This window comes from Lichenibacterium dinghuense, from assembly GCF_021730615.1.
GTDB lineage: Bacteria > Pseudomonadota > Alphaproteobacteria > Rhizobiales > Beijerinckiaceae > Lichenihabitans > Lichenihabitans dinghuensis.
On sequence record NZ_JAJLMN010000001.1, the window covers coordinates 5,515,198 to 5,534,808 of the forward strand.

At 69.8% G+C, this 19,611-nt stretch carries 14 protein-coding genes, 1 pseudogene and 1 other annotated feature; of the genes and pseudogenes, 4 read left to right on the plus strand and 11 right to left on the minus strand.

Translation table 11 applies throughout. From position 1 onward, the window contains the following. The first annotated feature begins 166 nt into the window (after positions 1 to 166). Entirely contained in the window at positions 167 to 820 is a 654-nt protein-coding gene (locus tag L7N97_RS26480) for a DoxX family protein (RefSeq protein WP_237481461.1), read from the plus strand. 132 nt (positions 821 to 952) lie between these two features. Here L7N97_RS26480 and L7N97_RS26485 read toward each other — a convergent pair whose 3' ends face one another. Together L7N97_RS26485 and L7N97_RS26490 are read right to left on the minus strand one after the other, a co-directional pair. Continuing rightward, positions 953 to 3,955, minus strand: a complete 3,003-nt coding sequence (locus L7N97_RS26485) for a GAF domain-containing protein (protein WP_237482415.1) — start codon at positions 3,953 to 3,955, stop codon at positions 953 to 955. A 3-nt stretch (positions 3,956 to 3,958) separates the two neighbouring features. Then, positions 3,959 to 4,429, minus strand: coding sequence for a GAF domain-containing protein (locus tag L7N97_RS26490; protein ID WP_309242855.1), 471 nt, complete (start codon positions 4,427 to 4,429; stop codon positions 3,959 to 3,961). Positions 4,430 to 4,791: 362 nt separating this feature from the next. Here L7N97_RS26490 and L7N97_RS26500 point away from each other — a divergent pair, with 362 nt between their 5' ends. After that, the gene (locus tag L7N97_RS26500; protein ID WP_309242856.1) at positions 4,792 to 6,927 is read left to right on the plus strand and encodes an ATP-binding protein; all 2,136 of its coding nucleotides are present in this window, start codon (positions 4,792 to 4,794) and stop codon (positions 6,925 to 6,927) included. A 160-nt stretch (positions 6,928 to 7,087) separates the two neighbouring features. Then, positions 7,088 to 7,498: a response regulator gene (locus tag L7N97_RS26505; RefSeq protein WP_237481463.1), complete on the plus strand. Its 411-nt coding sequence runs from the start codon at positions 7,088 to 7,090 to the stop codon at positions 7,496 to 7,498. A gap of 54 nt (positions 7,499 to 7,552) precedes the next feature. Here L7N97_RS26505 and L7N97_RS26510 read toward each other — a convergent pair whose 3' ends face one another. The 8 genes from L7N97_RS26510 to L7N97_RS26545 all read right to left on the minus strand — a co-directional run bounded on the left by L7N97_RS26510 (position 7,553) and on the right by L7N97_RS26545 (position 17,017). Next, positions 7,553 to 9,403 carry an ATP-binding protein gene (locus L7N97_RS26510; RefSeq protein WP_237481464.1) on the minus strand — a complete coding sequence of 617 codons (1,851 nt, stop codon included), beginning with the start codon at positions 9,401 to 9,403 and terminating at the stop codon, positions 7,553 to 7,555. After that, positions 9,400 to 10,419: an ATP-binding protein gene (locus L7N97_RS26515; RefSeq protein WP_237481465.1), complete on the minus strand. Its 1,020-nt coding sequence runs from the start codon at positions 10,417 to 10,419 to the stop codon at positions 9,400 to 9,402. The genes L7N97_RS26510 and L7N97_RS26515 overlap by 4 nt, the downstream gene beginning before the upstream one ends. Then, positions 10,416 to 10,826, minus strand: coding sequence for an ATP-binding protein (locus L7N97_RS26520; RefSeq protein WP_237481467.1), 411 nt, complete (start codon positions 10,824 to 10,826; stop codon positions 10,416 to 10,418). The genes L7N97_RS26515 and L7N97_RS26520 overlap by 4 nt, the downstream gene beginning before the upstream one ends. Next, positions 10,807 to 11,202: an STAS domain-containing protein gene (locus L7N97_RS26525; RefSeq protein ID WP_237481469.1), complete on the minus strand. Its 396-nt coding sequence runs from the start codon at positions 11,200 to 11,202 to the stop codon at positions 10,807 to 10,809. The genes L7N97_RS26520 and L7N97_RS26525 overlap by 20 nt, the downstream gene beginning before the upstream one ends. Positions 11,203 to 11,206: 4 nt before the next feature. After that, entirely contained in the window at positions 11,207 to 12,088 is an 882-nt protein-coding gene (locus L7N97_RS26530; RefSeq protein ID WP_237481471.1) for an STAS domain-containing protein, read from the minus strand. Positions 12,089 to 12,234: 146 nt separating this feature from the next. Continuing rightward, complete coding sequence (locus L7N97_RS26535) at positions 12,235 to 15,057, minus strand: response regulator (protein ID WP_237481473.1); 2,823 nt, start codon at positions 15,055 to 15,057, stop codon at positions 12,235 to 12,237. A 179-nt stretch (positions 15,058 to 15,236) separates the two neighbouring features. After that, a complete protein-coding gene (locus L7N97_RS26540; protein ID WP_237481475.1) occupies positions 15,237 to 15,602 on the minus strand; it encodes a response regulator in 366 nt (121 codons plus the stop codon). After that, positions 15,599 to 17,017 carry a hybrid sensor histidine kinase/response regulator gene (locus tag L7N97_RS26545; protein ID WP_237481478.1) on the minus strand — a complete coding sequence of 473 codons (1,419 nt, stop codon included), beginning with the start codon at positions 17,015 to 17,017 and terminating at the stop codon, positions 15,599 to 15,601. The genes L7N97_RS26540 and L7N97_RS26545 overlap by 4 nt, the downstream gene beginning before the upstream one ends. Before the next feature lie 99 nt (positions 17,018 to 17,116). Here L7N97_RS26545 and L7N97_RS26550 point away from each other — a divergent pair. Next, positions 17,117 to 18,338: pseudogene (locus tag L7N97_RS26550) on the plus strand (IS3 family transposase). Further along, positions 17,398 to 17,514 (plus strand) — a sequence feature (AL1L pseudoknot). It overlaps the preceding pseudogene by 117 nt. Before the next feature lie 38 nt (positions 18,339 to 18,376). Here the strand turns inward: L7N97_RS26550 and L7N97_RS26555 are convergent. Continuing rightward, positions 18,377 to 19,594, minus strand: a complete 1,218-nt coding sequence (locus L7N97_RS26555) for a PAS domain S-box protein (RefSeq protein ID WP_237481479.1) — start codon at positions 19,592 to 19,594, stop codon at positions 18,377 to 18,379. Between the last annotated feature and the right edge of the window lie 17 nt (positions 19,595 to 19,611).

Sequence of the window (19,611 nt, forward strand, 5' to 3'; positions counted from 1 at the left end):
CCTCATCGCCGGAAGCATAGCCTCGCACCCCTGGGCGACCCGTGGGTGGGCGTCGGTTCTACGCGACCGGCCCCTCGCTCGACAGGGTGGGGAAGCGCCTCACTGTTGCGGCGCGTCCACAGACGGGCGGCCCAGCGGCGCACGCCCCCAACAAGGATAACCCTCCATGACGAACCCAATCTCGGACACCCTCCTGTTTCTGGTGGGTGACTCCGGCGACTACAACAGCCTCAGCGCGTGGAAGTACGTCTCCGTTGCGTTCTATCTCGCCCTCCTGGCGGCCAGCGCCTTCATCGTCTGGAGGAACTGGGCGGAGGATCCCTCGCAGCGGAGCGGCCGCAACGTCGGCATCCTCGCCATGCGCGTGGTGATGGCAGGCTTGTGGTTCGAGGGGACGATCTGGAAGCTGCCGCTGCCGGTCTCGGGAGGGTTCAGCTACTGGCTCGGGCAGGAGGCCAAGTTCAGCGCGGTCGGGCTTCAGGCCGCGTTCGTGCGCGATGCCCTCGTGCCTCACGTCGCACTCCTGCAACCTGTCGTCTATGCGATCGAGATCGCCTTCACCGTGAGCCTCACGCTGGGGCTGGCGGTCCGGCTGTCCGGCCTCGTCGCGGTCCTCTTCACCCTCCAGCTCTGGCTTGGCCTTTACAACGACCCGACTGAGTGGCCCTGGACCTACATCGCGATCGCGGTCGCCCAAGGCATGTTCGCCGCGTTCGACGCGGGACGCTGCCTCGGCCTCGACGGCCTGCTGCGCATCCGGAACGCCGCCATCGTCCGCGGCGATGGTCTGTCGGCCACCCTTTACCGGCTCGCATCATGACGGAGAAGTCCGCAGTCACAAGTCTGTCGATCGATAGCGGCCGGACCGCTTTCCACCCATGTCTGCTGTCCGGCCGGAGTCGACCCATCTCGGGCATACCGATCTGAATGGCGCGTGCTCCGAAGCAGACGCTCACTGGACCACGAAGCGCTTCCTCCTGCGCCAGACCGCGGTCTTGTGCAGCACCTGTGACAGCTGCTCGACCGAGTAGGGCTTGTGCAGCAGCTCGAAGCCGTGCGTGCCGTTCTGGGCCAGCACGTGGCTGTAACCGCTCGTCAGCACCACCGGCAGGTCGTGGTACAGACGACGGATCTCCTGGCCCAATTCGATGCCGTCCATGCCCGGCATGACCACGTCGGAGAAGACGACGTCGAACCGCGTCGCGTCCCGGGCCAGTTCGGCGAGGGCCGCGGGGCCGTCGGTCGCCAGTGTGGTGACGTAGCCGAGGTCGGTCAGGCTCTGCACCGTGAAGGCGCCGACGTCGGCGTTGTCCTCGACCACCAGCACGCGCGTGCCGTGCCCGTCGGTCAACGCCTCCAGCACCTCGACCGCGGCGGCCGGCGCGGGGGCGGGCACGCGCGGCAGGTAGAGCGTGAATGTCGTACCCTCGCCCACCACGCTGGCGACCGCGACGTCGCCGCCTGACTGTTTGGCGAAGCCGAACACTTGGCTGAGCCCGAGGCCCGTGCCCTTGCCAACCCCCTTGGTGGTGAAGAACGGCTCGAAGATGCGCTGGACGATGTCGGCCGACATGCCCGAACCCGTGTCGCTCAGGGACACGGCCACGTAGGCCCCGTCGCGGTCAGGGTGCGTGCGCATGGCGGGCACGGCGTCGACGGCGCGCACCGCGATGGTGATCCGGCCCTCCCCGTCCATGGCGTCGCGCGCGTTCACCGCGAGGTTGACCAGCGCGGTATCGAACTGGCTCGGGTCGACCTCGACGTAGGTGGGATGCTCCGGCAGGTCGGTGGCGACCGCGATGCGCGAGCCGGTCAGCGTGCCCACCATGTCGGACAGCGCCCTCACGCTGTCGCAGGCGGCGAAGACCTCGGGCTTGAGCGCCTGCCGCCGCGCGAAAGCCAGGAGCTGGCCGGTGAGTTTGGCGGCACGGTCCACCGTGTCCGAGATGGCGGCCACGTAGCGGGCCCGCCGCTCGTCGGCGAGGTTCGGCCGTTTGAGCAGGTCGGTGGACGACTTGATGACGGTGAGCAGGTTGTTGAAGTCGTGCGCCACGCCGCCGGTGAGCTGGCCCACGGCCTCCATCTTCTGCGCCTGGCGCAGGGCGTCCTCGGTCTGCAGCAGGCTCTGCGCCTGCTCGACTTCGAGGGTGATGTCGCGCCCGTAGCAGTAGATCAGGCCGGCCTCGGGCGTCGTGACCCACTCCAGCCAACGATCAGTCCCATCCTTGTGGCGGTACCGGTTCCGATGCGTCGGCAGCGCCTCACGGGTGGCCTGCATGAGCGCGTCCCGCGAGTCCCGGTGGCCATCGGGATGGGTGAATGCGAACAGGTCCTGGCCGACCATCTCCTCGGGCGACCAGCCGAGCAGCCGCGTGGCCGACGGGCTGACGGCCCGGAACACGCCGTCGGCATCGATCACCACCTGCAGGTCCTGGGCGTTGTGCCAAACCCGGGCCAGCTCGGCGCTGCGCTGGGCGACCTGCCGTTCCAGCGTCGCGTTCAGCTCGCGCAATGCCTCGGCCGCATCCATGGCCGCGCGCTCGCCGCGCGCCCGCTCGACGGCGACGTGGGTGCGGTCCGCGAAGTCCTGGATGAGCCGCAGGTCCCCCTCGCTCCACTCCCGCACGCGGGAGCAGTTCACGTAGAAGGTCGCCACCAGGCGGCCACGCTCGACGACCGGAGCGTTGACGAAGCTCCGGGCGTCGCGCGCCTGCAGCAGAGGGGCCTGATCCGCCGTGCGCCCGTCCTGGTACACGTCGTCGATCACCACGCGCTCGCCGCGCTTCAGGGCGTCCACGTAGGAGCCGTAGTCGCGCAGGCGCAGGGTACCGACCAGGGTATCGACGCCCGGCGCAGTCCAGTCGCGCTCGACGGTCCGGGTTTCCGCCGCGTGGTCGATGCGGCCGTACCCCACTCGGCTGGCGTCCAAGGTGCGTCCGAGCAGTTCGGCAGCGGCGTAAGCGATCTGCAGGGGGTCGTCGACGTCGCGCTGCACGTCGCCGAGCCGCACCAGGGCGTCCTGACGCGCCTCGGCCCGCACGCGGTCCGTGATGTCCAGGAAGGTGACGGCGAAGCGGTCGCCGACGAGCCGGAAGACGTTGCCCTCGTACCACCGCGCCCACACGCCGACCTGACGGCTGAAGCCGTGGGGGACGCCCGTTTCGACGACGCGCCCGAAGTCGTGGACCCACTCGTCCTCGACGCCGGGGATGATCTCCCGGAGGGTTCGCCCGAGCGCCTGGGCGCGGGGCACCCCGACCATCCTTTCCCAGGCGGCGTTCACGTCCAGGTAGCGCCAGTCGACGATCCTGCCCGCGTCGTCGCGCACCACCTCGCCGACCAGCATGCCTTCCACGAGCTGCTCGAACACGCCGCGCCAATAGGCGTCCCTCGCTTCGAGTGCCCGTCGGGCCTCGGCCTTGGCGAAGCCGGACGTGGCCGCGTCGGCGAAGGCCACTACGGTTTCGAGGTCGCGGTCGGTGAAGGCGTCCACGCGGGCGGACTGGAGCTTGAGCACGCCCAGCACCGTCGTGCCGCGCGACAGGGGCGTGACCACCGCCGACCGCAGCCTGAGCCGGTCCAGGAGGTCGCGACGGACGTGCGGGTCGGCGCCCGCGTCGGCCATCCGGGTCGGTGTCCGCGACGACGCGACATGGCCGGCGAGGGTCCCGGTCAGGCGGAGCCGCATCCCTTCCTCGGCGGACAGCGTGCCGCGGACGGCGGTGTACCGGAGTTCGTCACCGTCGATGAGCTCGACGACGCCCCCCTCCGCGGCCGGGACGGCGCGCATGGCCCCCTCGACCACGACACCGAGGATTTCGGCCAGGTCGGCATCCATCGTCGCCAGCGTGGCGTGCGTGTCGCGCAGGGCCTCCCGCGTACGGTAGGCCTGGAACTCCTCCGCCCGCGCGACGTCGCGCAGGGCCACGGCGCGCCGCAACTCCAGCAGGGTCATCACCTAGCGGGCCAACCGCGTCAGGTCGTCCACCTGCCGCCCGGTCAACCCGCCCGGCCGCGGGACCGTGTCGATCACGCACAGGGTGCCGAGCATGTCCCCGTCCGGCGTCACCAGGGGCGCCCCCGCGTAGAACCGGATGAACGGGTCCCCGGTCACCAGGGGGTTGGCGCTGGTGCGCGGGTCGACCGTCAGGTCGGGGATCACCAGCACCCGGTCCGGCCGCGCCAGGGCATGGGCGCAGACGGAACTGTCGAGGTCCGTCTCGCAGCGCGGGAAGTTCTGGCGCGCCTTGAACCATTGGCGCTCCCCCGCCACCAGGCTGACGAGCGACACGGGCGTGTCGCAGAGCTGGCAGGCGAGATGGACGACGTCGTCGAAGCCCGGCTCGGCGGGCGTGTCGAGGATGTCGTAACCGGCGAGCGCCGCGAGGCGGCCGGCGTCGCCGACCAAGGCCGAAGGTGACTTCGTCATGGGTGACCAAGATCGGACTCGGTGGGACGCCGCTGGCGGCGGACGCCGCTGGCGGCGGACGGATCGGCACGACTCGGCGCCTTATAGCAGCTTCGTCCAGGGTGTCCCGCCGGGTCACGCGCGTCGAAGTCGATGATGTGGGGTGAACGCGTCTTTCCCCCTGATCACCGCTTCGGGAGACACGCGTCGCCGGATTCCTCGGACGTCGCGAACATCTCGGCGGTGAGGTCGGCGTGGGTGACCTTGCATCACGCGAACCCCAGGACCGTGCGGTCGGCGACGACGTGGTAAAGGACGCGGGTTTGATGATCGATCCCGAGCCCGTCCACCAGCATGACGGGCCCCAACCGCGACGAGCGACCATGTCCAGCCCATCGACCATCGAGGAGGCCAATGCCGAGCTGACGCTGCGCCTGCGCCAGCAGGAGCTGGCGGCGGAGTTCGCCAACTTCAGCCTGGCCACCGACGGACTCGACCCCATCCTGCACGAGGCCTGCCGCACCGCGGCCAGGGGCATGGAGTGCAGCCTTGCGAAGGTGCTGGAGTACCTGCCGGACGAGAACAACTTCGTCATGCGCGCGGGCGTGGGCTGGCATCCGGGCACCGTCGGCCACGCGCGGCTCGGCAGCGACCTCGAAAGCCCGGCCGGCTACGCTTTCCAGACCGGACAGCCCGTGCTGTCGAACCACCTCGCGGCCGAGACGCGCTTCCGCACGCCGAGGCTGCTCGTCGAGCACAACGTGCATCGCGCCTTCAACGTGCTCGTCGCCGTCGGCGCCGACCGCTACGGCGTGCTGGAGGTCGACAGCCCGGACGAGCGCGACTTCACCATCTCGGACACGGCCTTCCTGGAGACCCTGGCCGCCACCCTGGCACAGGCCATCGGCCGCACGCGGCGCATGGAGCAACTGGCCGAGGCACAGCGCGAACTGAACCGCTTGAACGCGGCCCTGCAGGGCGACGTGCGCGACCGCACCCGCGAGCGCGACCAGCTCTGGGCGCTCGGCGAGGACCTGCTCGTGGTCGCCGGCTACGACGATACCCTGCTCAAGGTGAACCCGTACTGGACGCGGCTGCTCGGCTGGGCCGAGGAGGAGATCATGTCGGGCGGGTACGCCCGGCTCATCCATCCCGACGACCTGGAGCGGGTCACCGCCGAGCTGGCGCGCATGCGGACGTCCGGTTCGACCGCGCGCTACGAGAACCGCGTGCTGGCCAAGGATGGCGCCCACCGCTGGATTGCCTGGACGCTGACGCCGGAGCCCGGCGGCGAGCGCATGCTCGGCGTAGGGCGCGACGTCACCGAGGCCAAGGCGCGCGAGGAGGAACTGGCTAAGGCACACGAGTCCCTGCGCCAGTCGCAGAAGATGGAGGCGGTAGGGCAGCTCACCGGCGGCCTCGCCCACGACTTCAACAACCTGCTCACGGGCATCACGGGCTCGCTCGATCTCATGCGCCGCCGCATAGTCCAGGGTCGCATCGGCGAGTTGGGTCGCTACGTCGACCTCGCCATGTCCTCGGCCGAGCGGGCGGCCGCGCTCACCCATCGCCTGCTCGCCTTCTCGCGCCGCCAGACCCTCGACGCCAAGCCGACTGAGGTGGGCCGGCTCGTGTCGGGAATGAGGGACCTCATACGGCGCACCATCGGGCCGTCGGTCGACCTCGACATCGTCGCCGCGCCTGACGCCTGGACGGCGCTGGTCGACCCGAACCAGCTGGAGAACGCCCTCCTCAACCTGTGCATCAATGCTCGCGACGCCATGCCGGACGGCGGGCGGCTCACGGTGGAGACGTCGAACCGCCGCATCGACACCCACGGCGGGGTCATGCGCGACATCGAGGCCGGCTCCTACCTCGTGCTCAGCGTCACCGACACCGGCACGGGCATGCCGGCCGAGGTCGTGGAGCGCGTCTTCGAGCCCTTCTTCACCACGAAGCCGCTCGGCATGGGCACCGGCCTCGGCCTGTCGATGATCTACGGCTTCGCCAAGCAGTCGGGCGGGCAGGTCCGCATCCATTCCCAACTCGGCCTGGGGACGACCGTCACACTGTACTTGCCACGCCACGACGGCGACGCGGCAGCGCCGACGACGGTGAGCGAGGAACCTGCCGCACTGCCCCGGGCCGAGGAGGGCGAGACGGTGCTCGTGGTCGACGACGAGCCCGCGGTGCGGCTCCTCGTCGGAGAGGTGCTCGCGGACCTCGGCTACACCGCCGTCGAGGCGGCGGACGGGGCCGGCGGGCAGCGCATCCTGGAGACCGACATGCGGATCGACCTCCTGGTCACCGATGTCGGCCTGCCGGGCGGCATGAACGGCCGGCAGGTGGCCGACGCCGCCCGCGTGCTGCGGCCGGGGCTGAAGGTGCTGTTCATCACCGGCTATGCCGAGACCGCCGCGGTGAGCGGGAGCGCTTTGGACCCCGGCATGGCGGTGATGACGAAGCCCTTCGGCATGGACGAGCTTGCGAACAGGATACGCGGCCTGATCCAAGGGTGAGGCGTACGGCGCTGGTCGGCATGGGCGGCCGCTCCGCCTTCCATCCCAAGGTCAGGCATCCTGGGGAGAACCGACGTGGCTGGCACTCGGTCGTCGGGAACCCCTCGTCGGTGAGCCAAGGTCTCGCGCAACAACCGGCACCCTCGCACATTGCCCACTGATGAGCGAACCTCACGTCGACGCCCGCCCCTACGCACTCGTCGTCGATGACGACGACATCCTGCGCATGGACGTCGCCGAGATCCTCGAGGGCGTGTGCTTCCGAACCTTGGAGGCGAGCAGCGGCGACGAGGCCCTGTTCGTGTTGGAGGACCGTCACCTCGACGTGTCCCTTCTATTCTCGGACGTCGAGATGCCGGGGAACCGGAACGGCTTCGCCCTGGCCAGGGAGGTCGCGGTCAAGTGGCCGTACATCTCCATCGTGATCGCGTCCGGCCGGCTCAAGCCGGGCGACGGTGATCTGCCCGCAGGGGCACGCTTCATCGCCAAGCCGTTCAGCGCCGAGACGGTGCGCGACCACCTGCGGGAGGTCATGCCCGACGCTCACAAGCCCGACGCGCTGCTCGACTGAAGCGCTTCGGACGCTTGGCCCCACGCCGGCGCACTTCGAAGCGGCGCCGACCCGTCAAAGGACGAGGCCCCCGAGCATCGCGCTGACGCGCTCCATCAGGGCCTTGACCTGGAAGGGCTTGGGCAGAATCTCGATGCCTTCCGTCAGGTCGCTGGCCGCCGCCTCCGCCTCGTCGGCGTGGCCGGTGATGAACAAGACCTTCAGGCCCGGGCGCTTCGCACGCGCCTCCTCCGCGAGACGGTGGCCGCTGATGCCGCCCGCCAGCCCAACGTCGGTGACGATGAGGTCGACGGCCTCGCCCGCGTCCAGGCGCCTGAGCGCGGCGGCCCCGTCCTCGGGCAGCACCACGCGGTGCCCGAGGTCCCGCAGGACCTCGTCGGCCAGGTCCCGCACCACGACGTTCTGCTCGACGAGCATCACATCGGCGCCCGACGTGACGGGCACGTCCCGCGCAGGCGCGAGGTCGGCGACCGGCTCGCCTCGGGGCGGGGACACGTGGCGGGGCAGATATAGATACATGCGGGTGCCGCGTCCCACCTCCGAGTCGATGCGGCAGTGCCCCTTCGACTGGCGCGCGAAGCCGTAGATCATCGCGAGGCCCAGCCCGGTCCCCTTGCCGACCGGCTTGGTGGTGAAGAAGGGCTCGAACACGCGTGCCAGCACCTCTGGCGTCATGCCGGTGCCGGTATCCGCCACGCAGATGCAGGCGTGGTCGCCCGGGCTCGCACTCGGGTGCCGCGCCACGTAAGCCTCATCGAGGTGCTCGTTCGTCGTCTCGACCGTGAGGGTGCCACCCTTCGGCATGGCGTCGCGGGCGTTGATGCACAGGTTGAGCACGGCGTTCTCGAGCTGGTGCTCGTCGCACAAGGCCGGCCACAGGTCGGGTTCGGCCGCGACCCGGAAGGCGATGGTGGCCGGGATGGTGCGGCGTAGGAGGTCCTCCATGCCGCGGATCACGGCGTTCGGCTCGGTCGACCGCGGGGACAGGGCCTGCGGCCGCGAGAAGGCGAGCAGGCGGTGCGTGAGGGCCGCGGCCCGTGTCGCCGAGCCGATGGCGGTCTTGATATAGCGCGCCACGTGCTCGTGCCGCCCCTGGGCCAGCCGGATCTGCAGCAGGTCGAGCGAGCCTGTGATGCCGGTGAGGAGGTTGTTGAAGTCGTGGGCGATGCCGCCGGTGAGCTGGCCGACAGCCTCCATCTTCTGCGCCTGGCGCAGCTCCCCCTCGATCCGCGCGCGCGCGGCGGCCTCGGCCCGCAGCCGTTCGTTGGCGCGCTCCAGCTCGGCCGTCCGCTCCTCGACGCGCCGCTCCAGGGTGTCGCGGGCGTCGCGCAGCTCGGCGTTGAGCCGTCGCGCCTCCTCCTCCTTCTCGGCGAGGTCGGACAGGCTCTGCAGGAGGTCGCGGTTCTGCGCCCGCACGGCCTGCTGCGGGTCGGCGTCCCGCTCCCGCCGCAGCACGTCGGACAGCGCGGCGACCTCGGGGCCGCCCAGGCGCGGACCACCCGCCGGCAGGGTCTTGGTGAGCGTCACTACGGTGCCCGCCCCGGGGGCTGAGCGGATGTCGAACCCGTCCGTCAGGCGACGCGCCCCGACGATGCCGAGGCCCATGCCGGTCCTCGACACGTAACGGCCGTCGAGGATCGTCGCGAGGTCGGCGATGCCCGGGCCTGCGTCGGTGATGCGAACGACGAGGGACTGACGCCCGTCAGCCTCGTCGATGCCGTACTCGGCCCCGCCGCCGCCGCCGTAGCCGAAGGCGTTGCGGGCGATCTCGGAGACGGCCGTGGCGAGTGCCGTCTGTTTCTGCCGCGACAGGCCGAGGCGTTCCGCCAGGATGCGGGCGCGCTGTCGCACCACGACGACGTCGTCCTCGCGCTCGATGGGCGCGCGCAGCAGCCGCCACCTCATGGCCGTCCCTCCAGGACCGCCGCTGGCCGGGCCCGCGCCACCGTCACGGTGGCGTCGTCCCGGGTGCGGGCGAAGTCGCGGTAGATCACCGCCGCGACCAGCGCCGGATGGGCCTCGGCCAGGCCGGGATAGTCCGCGAGCGACCACCCCGACCCGATGCCGTCCGAGCACAGCACGAACAGCCCGCCCGGTGCGAGCGGGTAGTCGAAAGCCTGGATGCGGCGCGCGTTGTGCCCGGCCGTGCCGGCGAGCACGACGGTGCCGTGGGCCGTCCCGCCCTGGACCGTCGTCCCGGCGACGTTGCCCAGGCCACAGAAGGCCACGGTGCCCCGGACCGCGTCGTACCGGGCCACCGACACCGCGCCGCCGCGCGTCGCGCGGAGGCCGGCGTGGATGGCGCCGACGATCTCCTTCGGGCTCTCGCCCTCGTGGTCCCGGAAGATGCCGACCGCCTCCGCCGAGGCCTTGGCCGCCTCGGTCCCGTGCCCGATCCCGTCCGCGACCACGAGCGTCCAGCCGTCCCCGCGCGGCCTGAAGCAGTGAGCGTCGCCGTTGGCGGCCTGACCCTTCAATGGCACCGAGACGGCGCCGAACTCCGCCATGGGTGGGTGTGGCGGGCGCGTCCGGGCCGCCGCCAGCCGGGACAACACCGCCATGCCGCGCCCGAGCGAGGAGATCACCTCGAAGTCCTGCGACTGCCGCCGGACCGCCCCCAGGCCCAGCCCGGCGGTCCCTCCCGTCGAATGGCCGTCTGCCAGGGCCCCCTCCGCGTCCGCCAGGCCGTTGCCCCGGTCCAGGGCCAGCAGCTCGACACCGGTCTCGACGTCGTGCTCGTAGGTGCCGACGAGGAGTTCGCCGCCCGTGGCGTATTTGACGAGGTTGGTGGCGAGTTCCGTCGCCACGAGGGCGACGCGGCCGGTGGCCGTCTCGTCGAAGCCGAGGCGCTTCGCGGCGGCGGCCGCGCAACGCCTCGCCTCGGCCACCTGACTGACCTCCGTCACGGGCACCGAGATCATGCGGCCCTCCAGCGCGTGATGGTGACGTGCGTGCCGATGCCCGGCGTCGAGGCGATGTCGAACTCGTTGGAGAGCCGCTTCGCACCGCCGAGCCCGAGGCCCAGGCTGCCGGCGGTGCTGAAGCGGTCCGTCATGGCCTGGGCGACGTCGGCGATGCCCGGCCCCGCGTCGACGAAGTGCAGGCGCAGGCCGCGGCGGCGCACCTCCACCACGCGCTCGATGCGGGCCTCGCCGCCGCCGCCGTGGACGAGGGCGTTGCGGGCGAGTTCGCTGGCCGCGGTCACGACCTTGGTCTGGTCGACGGCGCCGAGCCCGACCGCCTGGGCCGCGGCCCTGACCCGCGCCCTGACCCGCACGACGTCGTCGTCCGAGCGGATAGCGACCACCTCATCCGGGCTCGCCGTCATCGCCGTCCTCCCGGGCATCGTCGTCGAGACGGGACCGGATGAGCGCCATGCCGCGCTCGACGTTGAGGGCCGTCCGCACGCCGGTCAACTCCAGGCCGAGTTCGACGAGGGTGATGGCGACGGCCGGACGCATGCCCACCACCACCGTCTCGGCGTCGAGCAGGCGCGCCGTCCCGGCGATGGTGTCGAGCATGCGGCCGATGAAGCTGTCGACGATCTCCAGGGCGGAGATCTCGATCAGCACGCCCCGGGCCCGGGTCTTCGCCAGCCTGTTCGTCAGGTCGTCCTGCAGGGCCAGGGCGAGGCGGTCGTGCATGTCGACCTGGATGCTGACGAGGAGGACGTCCCCGAGCTTCAGGATGGGGATGTGGTCCATCGGCCTAGCGGTCGTCCCTCGCCAGGGGGATGGACGTGCGTCGCACCACGGCGCGACCCGTTCGCTTGAGCGCGAGCGCGAAGGCGTCGGCCAGGGTCGCCTTGGACGCCACGGTCAGCTCCACGCCGAGGTGGACCATGGTCTGGGCGATCTGCGGGCGGATGCCGGACACCATGCACTCGGCCCCCATCAGGCGGGCCGCGGCGACGGTCTTGAGCAGGTGCTGGGCCACCAGCGTGTCGACGGTCGGCACGCCTGTGATGTCGATGATGGCGACCTCGGCCTCCTCGTCCACGATGGCCTGGAGCAGGGTCTCCATCACCGTCGTGGTGCGGGCGCTATCGAGCGTGCCGATGAGGGGGAGCGCGAGGATGCCGTCCCACAGCTTGACCACGGGCGTCGACAGCTCCGAGATCTCCTGGCCCTGGCGGCCGATGACCTCCTCGCGGCTACGCTGGTACTCCTCCATCGTGAAGAGGCCGAGCCGGTCGATGAGCCTGCTCGCCGCGAACACGGCCGCCGACAGCTTGGCCTGCTCACCGGCGTAGGCAGCGTTCAGGGCGTCGTAGACCGGCTCCTTGAGCGAGAACACGAAGTTCATCGTGTCGGTGGGCGAGAAGCCCTGCACGGCCCGCGACCGCGACACGTCGCCCAGCGTCGCGCGGAGGGGCTCGAAGGCCTCGCCTTCCACGTCGGTCCCGCCCGAGGCGAGCGCGGCGCGGAGTTGCCCGAGCACGGTGTCGACCTGCGCGCGGAGTTCCGCCTCCCGCATGCGGCCGGAGCGCAGCGCCCCTCCGTCCCTGAGCTGGTCGAGCCAGGAGGCGGCGATCTTCCCCTCCGCGCCTGTGACGACGCGGATCAGCGCCCCGATGTCTTCGACCGCCATGGACCGCATGCCCTCGTTCGTGCCTGCTTATCGAGCACTCGGCTTAGCGTGGCACCGCATGCAATGGAAGCTGGATATCGTCCAAGAACTGAAAGGAGGGTACATCGTCAACGGATAAGAAAAGTTAGAAATGTGGCTCCGGCGATTCAAGACACGGAAAGTTTGTGGAGGCGTTCGACCAGGGCCCGCATGGTGACGTCGCCCTTGTTGAGCACCTGGCTCGCGCCCCGCAGGCGCTGTCGGTCCTCGTTCGTCAAGTCCCGCGCCGTCAGCACCACGACCGGCACCTCCGCGCAGCCGGGCAACTTGCGCAATCCGTCGAGGAAGTCGAAGCCGTCCATCACCGGCATGTTGAGGTCGAGCAGCACCACCTCGGGACGCCTTTCGGCGGCCTTGGCGAGGCCCTCGCGCCCATCCGCCGCCTCGACCACCGTCCAGCCGTCGTCCTCCAGCACGGAGCAGATGGCGACTCTCGCGTCGTCGCTGTCCTCGACGACCAGGATGCCGCCCGAGGTGCTGCGGAACCGCTCCATCACGTCGCGAAAGCGGTCCCAGCGCACCGGCTTTAGCATGTATTCGGCCGCCCCAAGCGACGCCGCCAGGCTGCGCTGGTCGACGGAGGTCACCATGACGACGGGCGTAGCCGACAGGTTAGGGTCGGCCTTCAGCTCGGTCAGCACCGACCAGCCGTCCACGCCGGGCATCATGACGTCGAGCAGGATCGCGCGGGGACGGAGCCGCCGCGCGAGCGCCAGCCCCGACCGACCGTCGGCCGCCACCTGGACGCGGAAGCCCTCTCGATGGAGAAACCGCGTCATCAACGCACGCTGGTCGGCGTCGTCGTCGATCACCAGAACGAGGTCGCCCGTCCCGACCTCGTCGGCGGTGATCTCAGGGTCGGGCAAAGCCTCCGCGTCGGCGCTGGACGCGTGGACGGCGGGGAGCGAGAAGGTGAAGGTACTGCCCTCGCCGGCGACGCTGTCGACGCCGACCTCGCCCCCGAGCATGTCGGCGAAGGCGCGCGTCAGCGACAGGCCGAGGCCCGTGCCGCCGAACCGGCGCGTGGTCGAGGCGTCGGCCTGGGTGAAGCGCTGGAACAGCTTGGCGAGCTGCTCGGGCGTCATGCCGATGCCGGTGTCCCGCACCGCGAAGCTCAGGCGGTCCCTCCCGTCCGGCGCAGGCCCGCGCGAGGCCGACAGCGTGATGGTCCCGCCTTCGGTGAACTTGGCGGCATTGGACAGGAGGTTGAGCAAAACTTGCCGGAGCTTGGTCACGTCGGTGTGGGCGGCCCCGAGTCCGGGTGCGAGGTCCAGCACGAGACGGTTGTCCTTCTTGCCGATGAGGGTCCCTACCGTGCTGGCCACCTCGCGCAACGTGGGTTCGATGTCGAAGTCCTCGGCGTAGACCTCCATCTTGCCGCTCTCGATCTTCGACAGGTCGAGCACGTCGTTGATGAGGCCGAGCAGATGGCGGGCATTGCCCTCGACCTTGGACATGTCTGAGGCGAGGTCGGCCGCGTCGCAGCCATCGGCGATCTCCTCGGCCATCATCTCCGAATAGCCGATGATGGCCGACAACGGCGTGCGCAGCTCGTGGCTCATGTTGGCGATGAAGGTGCTCTTGGCGACGTTGGCCTCCTCGGCCACGGCCTTGGCGGCGCCGAGCGCAAGCTCGGCCTGCTTCTGGTCGTCGATGTCGGTGTTGGTGCCGATCCAGCGCACGATGGCGCCCGAAGCGTCCCGTTCGGGCAGGGCGCGGACGAGGTGCCAGCGGTCCGCCCCGTCGTGGTGGCGGATGCGGAACTCCGTCTCGTAGACCTCGCCCGTGCGCAGGGCGTGTCCCCAGCGCCTCTCGGCGTCCGCCATGTCGTCGGGATGCACGAGCAGGGTCCAGGCCCGGTCGCCGGCCAGGATGTCCGATGTTCCACAATACTCCCTCGTCCGGCCGTTCACCCAGTCGAGGGCCCCGTCCGGCGTCGCGGTCCAAACCTGGTTCGGCAGCGCCTCGGTCAGGGCGCGGAAACGTGCGGCGCTGGCCTGCGCCTCGTGTTCGGCGCGCACGCGCTGCACGGCGTCGCCGACGCGGATCGCGACGGCCTCGACCAGGGCGACGTCCGCCGCCGACCAAAGCCGGGGCGCGGACTGGTTCACGAAGAGCGTGGCGGCGAGGCGTCCGGCCCGCATCACCGGCACGGACACGAATGCCCTGATTTCGATGGCGGCGAAGGATGCGGCGTCGAAGTCGGGATCGAGTTGGACGTCCTGGACGACGGTCGTCACACCGCGACGCTGACGAGACGCGTTGGCACGCCCGAACGCGTCAAGCCTGTACGCGCCTTCGAGTGACATGACGCCGTTGGCGAAGCTGGAGGCCAGCACCACCGTCTCGTCATCGGACTGCATCTCGGCATAGCCGGCACGGCTGACGTCGAGGTGACGGCCGAGCGCTGCCACGGCAGTGTTCATCAAGGCCTCGGCCGACTCGATTCCACGAAGCGCGTCCTCCAGCTCCAGGCGGAACGCCTGGCGGCGGTTCGCCATCACCACCTCGGTGGTCTCGGTGCAGGCGCAGAAGAAACCGCGCACGATGTCGTCCTCGTCGCGCACGGGCGTGTACGAGAAGGCGAAGTGCGCCTCGGGGTCCAGACCCTCGCGATCCATCATGAGGGTGATGTCGTCCATGTGGATGGCCTCGCCCGCGAAGGCCTGCTCGACGAGCGGCACGAGGTCGGCGCGGATCTCGTCCCAGACGTCGAGGAAGCTGCGGCCGAGCGCGTCGTGGTCCTTGTGACCGAGGACGGCGCGGTAGGCGTCGTTGTAGAGCAGGGTCAGCCCCGGTCCCCAGACGGCGAACATGGGTTGCTTGGAGCCGAGCATAATCGCGACCAGCGTCCGCAACGCCGGAGGCCACTGTCTCGGGGCGCCGATGGGCGTCGTGGTCCAGTCGAGCGCGCGCATGCGTTCGCCCAAGGCGCCTCCGTCACGGATGGCGGCGATGTCGGGTCGTGCCATGCTCGTTCGTTCCTCGCGTCTCGTTTCGGCCGACATCGACTCTCGACGCCCTCGTCGGCCGATGGCTACGCCTCTCGTTTCGACGGTGCCCAGCGCCAGGTTGCCCGACCGGCGCGCGCCTAATCTTGGACTGCGGCTCAAGCCTTGGGTGCGTAGCGCTCGATTTTCGACAGGAGGTCGGAGAAGTCGATGGGCTTCGGACAATAGTCCGTGCAGCCGGCCGCGATGGCCTTGTCGCGGTCGCCAGACATGGCGTGCGCCGTCAGGGCGATGATGGGCAGCCCCGCTGTCACCGGATCGGCCCGCATCATCGCCGCCGCCGTCCATCCGTCCACGGTTGGCAGGTTCATGTCGAGCAGGATGATGTCGGGCGCCTCGCTCTTCGACTTGTCGACGCCTTCCTGCCCGTCGGTCGCCACCGCGACCTCGAAGCCGCGGCGCCTCAGCCGCCGGGACAGGAAGTCCCAAATTTCCTCGTGGTCCTCGACCAGCAGGATCTTCATCGTGCATCCCTTTCCTTCATCACCGTGACCTTGGCGAGTTCGCGCGACAGGTCGGCGAGGCTCGTCACCCCTTTGCTGAGGACCTCGTCCGCACCGCGCAGGCGGCGCCGGTCGTCACGGGTCAGGTCCTTGGACGTGAGCACGACCACCGGCACGCCGCCACATTCCGGCAAGGCACGGAAGGCCTGCAGGAAGGCGAAGCCGTCCATCACGGGCATCTCCAGGTCGAGCAGCACAACCCGCGGCCCGGCCTCGGCGACGCGTGCCAGGGCGTCGAGGCCATCACCGGCCTCGACCACGTCCCAGCCGTCGCGCTCCAGCACCGAGCGGGCGTGGTGGCGCATGTCGGCGTCGTCGTCCACGACGAGCACCGACCCCTGCCCCCCGCAAAAGCGCCCCATCACCTGCTTCAGGGTCTCCCACCTCACCGGCTTCATGACGTAGTCGGCGGCGCCCAGCGTCGAGGCGAGGCCGCGCTCGTCGACGAAGGTGACCATGACCACGGGAATGTCGGCCACCTCCGGGTCCGCCTTGAGTGCGCTCAGCACCGACCAGCCGTCGAGCCCCGGCATCGTGACATCGAGCAGGATCGCCGTCGGGCGCACCGTGCGGGCCAGTTGCAGGCCGGCGAAGCCGTCCGCCGCCGTGACGGCCCTGAAACCCTCACGGTCGAGGAAGCGGACCACGAGGTCGCGCTGGGCCGGGTCGTCGTCGATGACGAGCACGACGCCGCGCGACCCTGGCTCCGCCACTTGGTCTTCGCCGTCGCCGGCCGTCGCGCCTTCGACCCCGCCGTCACTTGCCTCCCCCAGATCGGCCGGCACGAACAGGCTGAAGGTCGAGCCTTCGCCGGGTGCGCTGTCCACCGACAGGTCGCCGCCCAGCATGACGCCGAAGGCCTTGGAGATGGACAGCCCAAGGCCGGTGCCGCCGAACCGGCGCGTCGTGGAGGCATCGGCCTGGGTGAAGCGCTGGAACAGCTTGTCGAGCTGCCCCTCGGTCATGCCGAGCCCCGTGTCGGCCACCCGGAACGCCATCCAGTCCCCACCCGTGCCGCCTGGGATGCGCATCGCCGACAGCGTGATCGTGCCGTTCTCGGTGCACTTGGCCGCGTTGCTGAGCAGGTTCAGCAGGATCTGGCGCAGCTTGGTGACGTCGGTCCGTAGAAGGCCGACGTTCTCGGACACGTGGACGTCGAGCGAGTTGCCCTTCTTGGCGACGAGGCCCTGCACCGTCGAGGCGACGTCGCGCACCATGCCCGCGGCGTCGAACGTCTCGGCGAAGACCTCCATCTTGCCGCTCTCGATCTTCGACAGGTCGAGCACGTCGTTGATGAGGCCGAGGAGATGGCGGGCGTTGCCCTCGATCTTGCGCAGGTCGGGGCCCAGCTCCGCGGCGTCGGCCCCCTCCGCCATCTCTTAGTGCCTGTTTGAGTAGGATCAGGCTTATGCGTTTGGACGCTGTTGAACCGCTCCGGGTTTCCTGGAGGCTCCTGATCTTGCGAGACTGGAGCCATGACGAAGCGCACACCCCCATTTTCCCCCGAGGTCCGCGAGCGTGCGGTCCGGATGGTGCAGGAGCACCAGGGCGAGCATAGCTCGCGGCACGCGGCCATCCGTTCGATCGCGTCCAAGATCGGCTGTTCGGGGGAAACCCTGCGCAACTGGATCAAGGAGGCAGAAAGCAGTAAGAGTCCGCGGACGGGCACGACGACGGACGAGCGCGAGCGCATCAAGGCGCTGGAGCGCGAAGTCCGCGAGCTGCGTCAGGCGAACGAGATCTTGCGCAAAGCGAGCGCGTATTTTGCCATGGCGGAGCTCGACCGCCGCTCACGGACATGAAAGCCTTCATCGACGAGCACCGGGATGCTCACGGGGTCGAGCCGATCTGCAAGGTGCTGCCGATCGCCCCATCGACGTACTACGCTCATGCAGCTCGGCAGACCGACCCTACCAAGCAGTCAGCACGCGCCCGGAGCGACGCGGCGCTGATGATCGAGATCCGCCGCGTGTTCGAGGAGAATTTCGGCGTCTACGGGGTACGGAAGATCTGGCGGCAGCTCGGCCGCGAGGGCATCCGCGTCGCCCGCTGCACGGTGGCGCGCCTGATGCGTGTCTTGGGGCTGCAAGGGGTCGTGCGGGGAAGAAAGGCTCGCACTACAGTGCCGGATCCCTCGGCGGCTTGCCCTCTCGACCGAGTGAACCGGCAGTTCAAGGCCCTCGTCCCAACGCGCTGTGGGTGTCGGATTTCACCTATGTCGCGACCTGGTCCGGGTTCGTCTATGTGGCTTTCGTCATCGACGTGTTTGCTCGCCGCATTGTTGGCTGGCGAGCTTCCCGCTCCGCTCAGACCAGCTTCGTGCTGGACGCCCTGGAGCAGGCTCTCTACCAGCGCCGACCTGCCGGCGATCTCATTCACCACTCTGACCGTGGAGTGCAATACGTCAGCATAAAGTACAGTGAGCGACTTGCCGAAGCCGGCATCGAACCCTCAGTCGGCAGCATAGGAGACAGTTACGATAACGCCCTCGCTGAAACCATCAACGGCCTGTTCAAGGCCGAGGTGATCCACCGGCGGGGGCCATGGCGGTCGTTCGAGGCCGTCGAATACGCCACGCTTGAATGGGTCGACTGGTACAATCACCGCCGGCTGCTCGAGCCCATCGGCAACGTCCCGCCGGCCGAAGCCGAAGCGGCCTTCTACGCCGCGCTTGAGGCCATTCCGATGACGGCGTAAATTCCAAGCCAATCAGCCTCCGAGAAACCCGGAGCGGTTCACATCACCGCCTCGATGGCACCCGCGACCTCGACGTGGGTGCGCCTGCGGTCGGACACGTTCTGCGCCGTGAGCAGCACGCAGTCCTGGCCGTTGATCTCGACCGCCTCCGCGCCGACCAGGCAATCGAGCGTTCCCCCGTCCCTCGTCCGCAGGCGGAGGTCCAGGTCGAGCACGCGCCCGCCCGTGCGCAGGAGGCGTTCGATGGACGCTGCCGCATTCGGGTCCGTCCAGAGCTGTAGGACGGCCGCGTCGCGGCCGACGACGTCGGCCTGGGCATGCCCGCTTTCCCGCAAGAAAGCGTCGTTGACCATCAGCACACGACCTTCCGCGCGCGTTGTCAGCAGGGTCGGGACCGGTGACATGCGGAATGCGGTGGCGAAGCGTCGCTCGCTCTGCCGCAAGGCGGCCTCGGCCTGGCGACGCCCGTCCAGGTCCGCGAAAGTGAACAGCATGCAGTGGACGTCGCCGACGTCGATTGGCTGGCCGGCGACGATGACCGACTTCTCGCCGCCGCCGGGCAACTGCAGGGTCGCCTCCATCTGCGGGACTGTGCGCCCCTCCCGCATGCGCTCGATGCCCAGCTCGCGGCGGCTCGCCCCCTCGAGGAGGTCGACCTCGTAGATCGACCGCCCGACGACGTCCTCCTCGCGATAGCCCGTCATCTCCAGGAAGCCCCGGTTGACGCGGACGTGGCGGAGGTCGTCGAGGCGCGAGATCACCGCGGGCGCGGGGTTGGCATTGATCGCTCTCTCGAAGCGCTCCTCGGCCTGGAAGCGCTCGGTCTCGTCGTTGAGCACGAGCACGAGGCAGTCTGGCACGCCCCCGTCGTCGCTCAGTACCAACGAGCGGATCCGGTGGGTCCAGTGCACGTCGCCGCTGCCCGCGGGGACGACTTCGACGACCACCTCATCGAAGGCCTCGCCGGCCATGACCCGCTCCATCGGGTACTGGCCGGCGGGCAGGCGATGGCTGTTGCGGTAGCGGAGTTCGAAGCGCTCTCGATACTCGGTCACGTTCGCGCCGAGGTCGTCGACGGTCGTCACGCCGTGCATCTCCAGGGCCGCCTTGTTGGCCCAGCAGATGGTTTGGTCGAGACCCACGAGGATGACGCCATCGCTGACCCCGGCCACGATCTGGCGCAGGTGGCGGGCCTCGGCATCCCGCCGGGGCGGCAGGCCGATGTCGATCCGTCCTGCGTCTTCGTCGGTGGTCAAGTGTCGCCGCCCCTAGT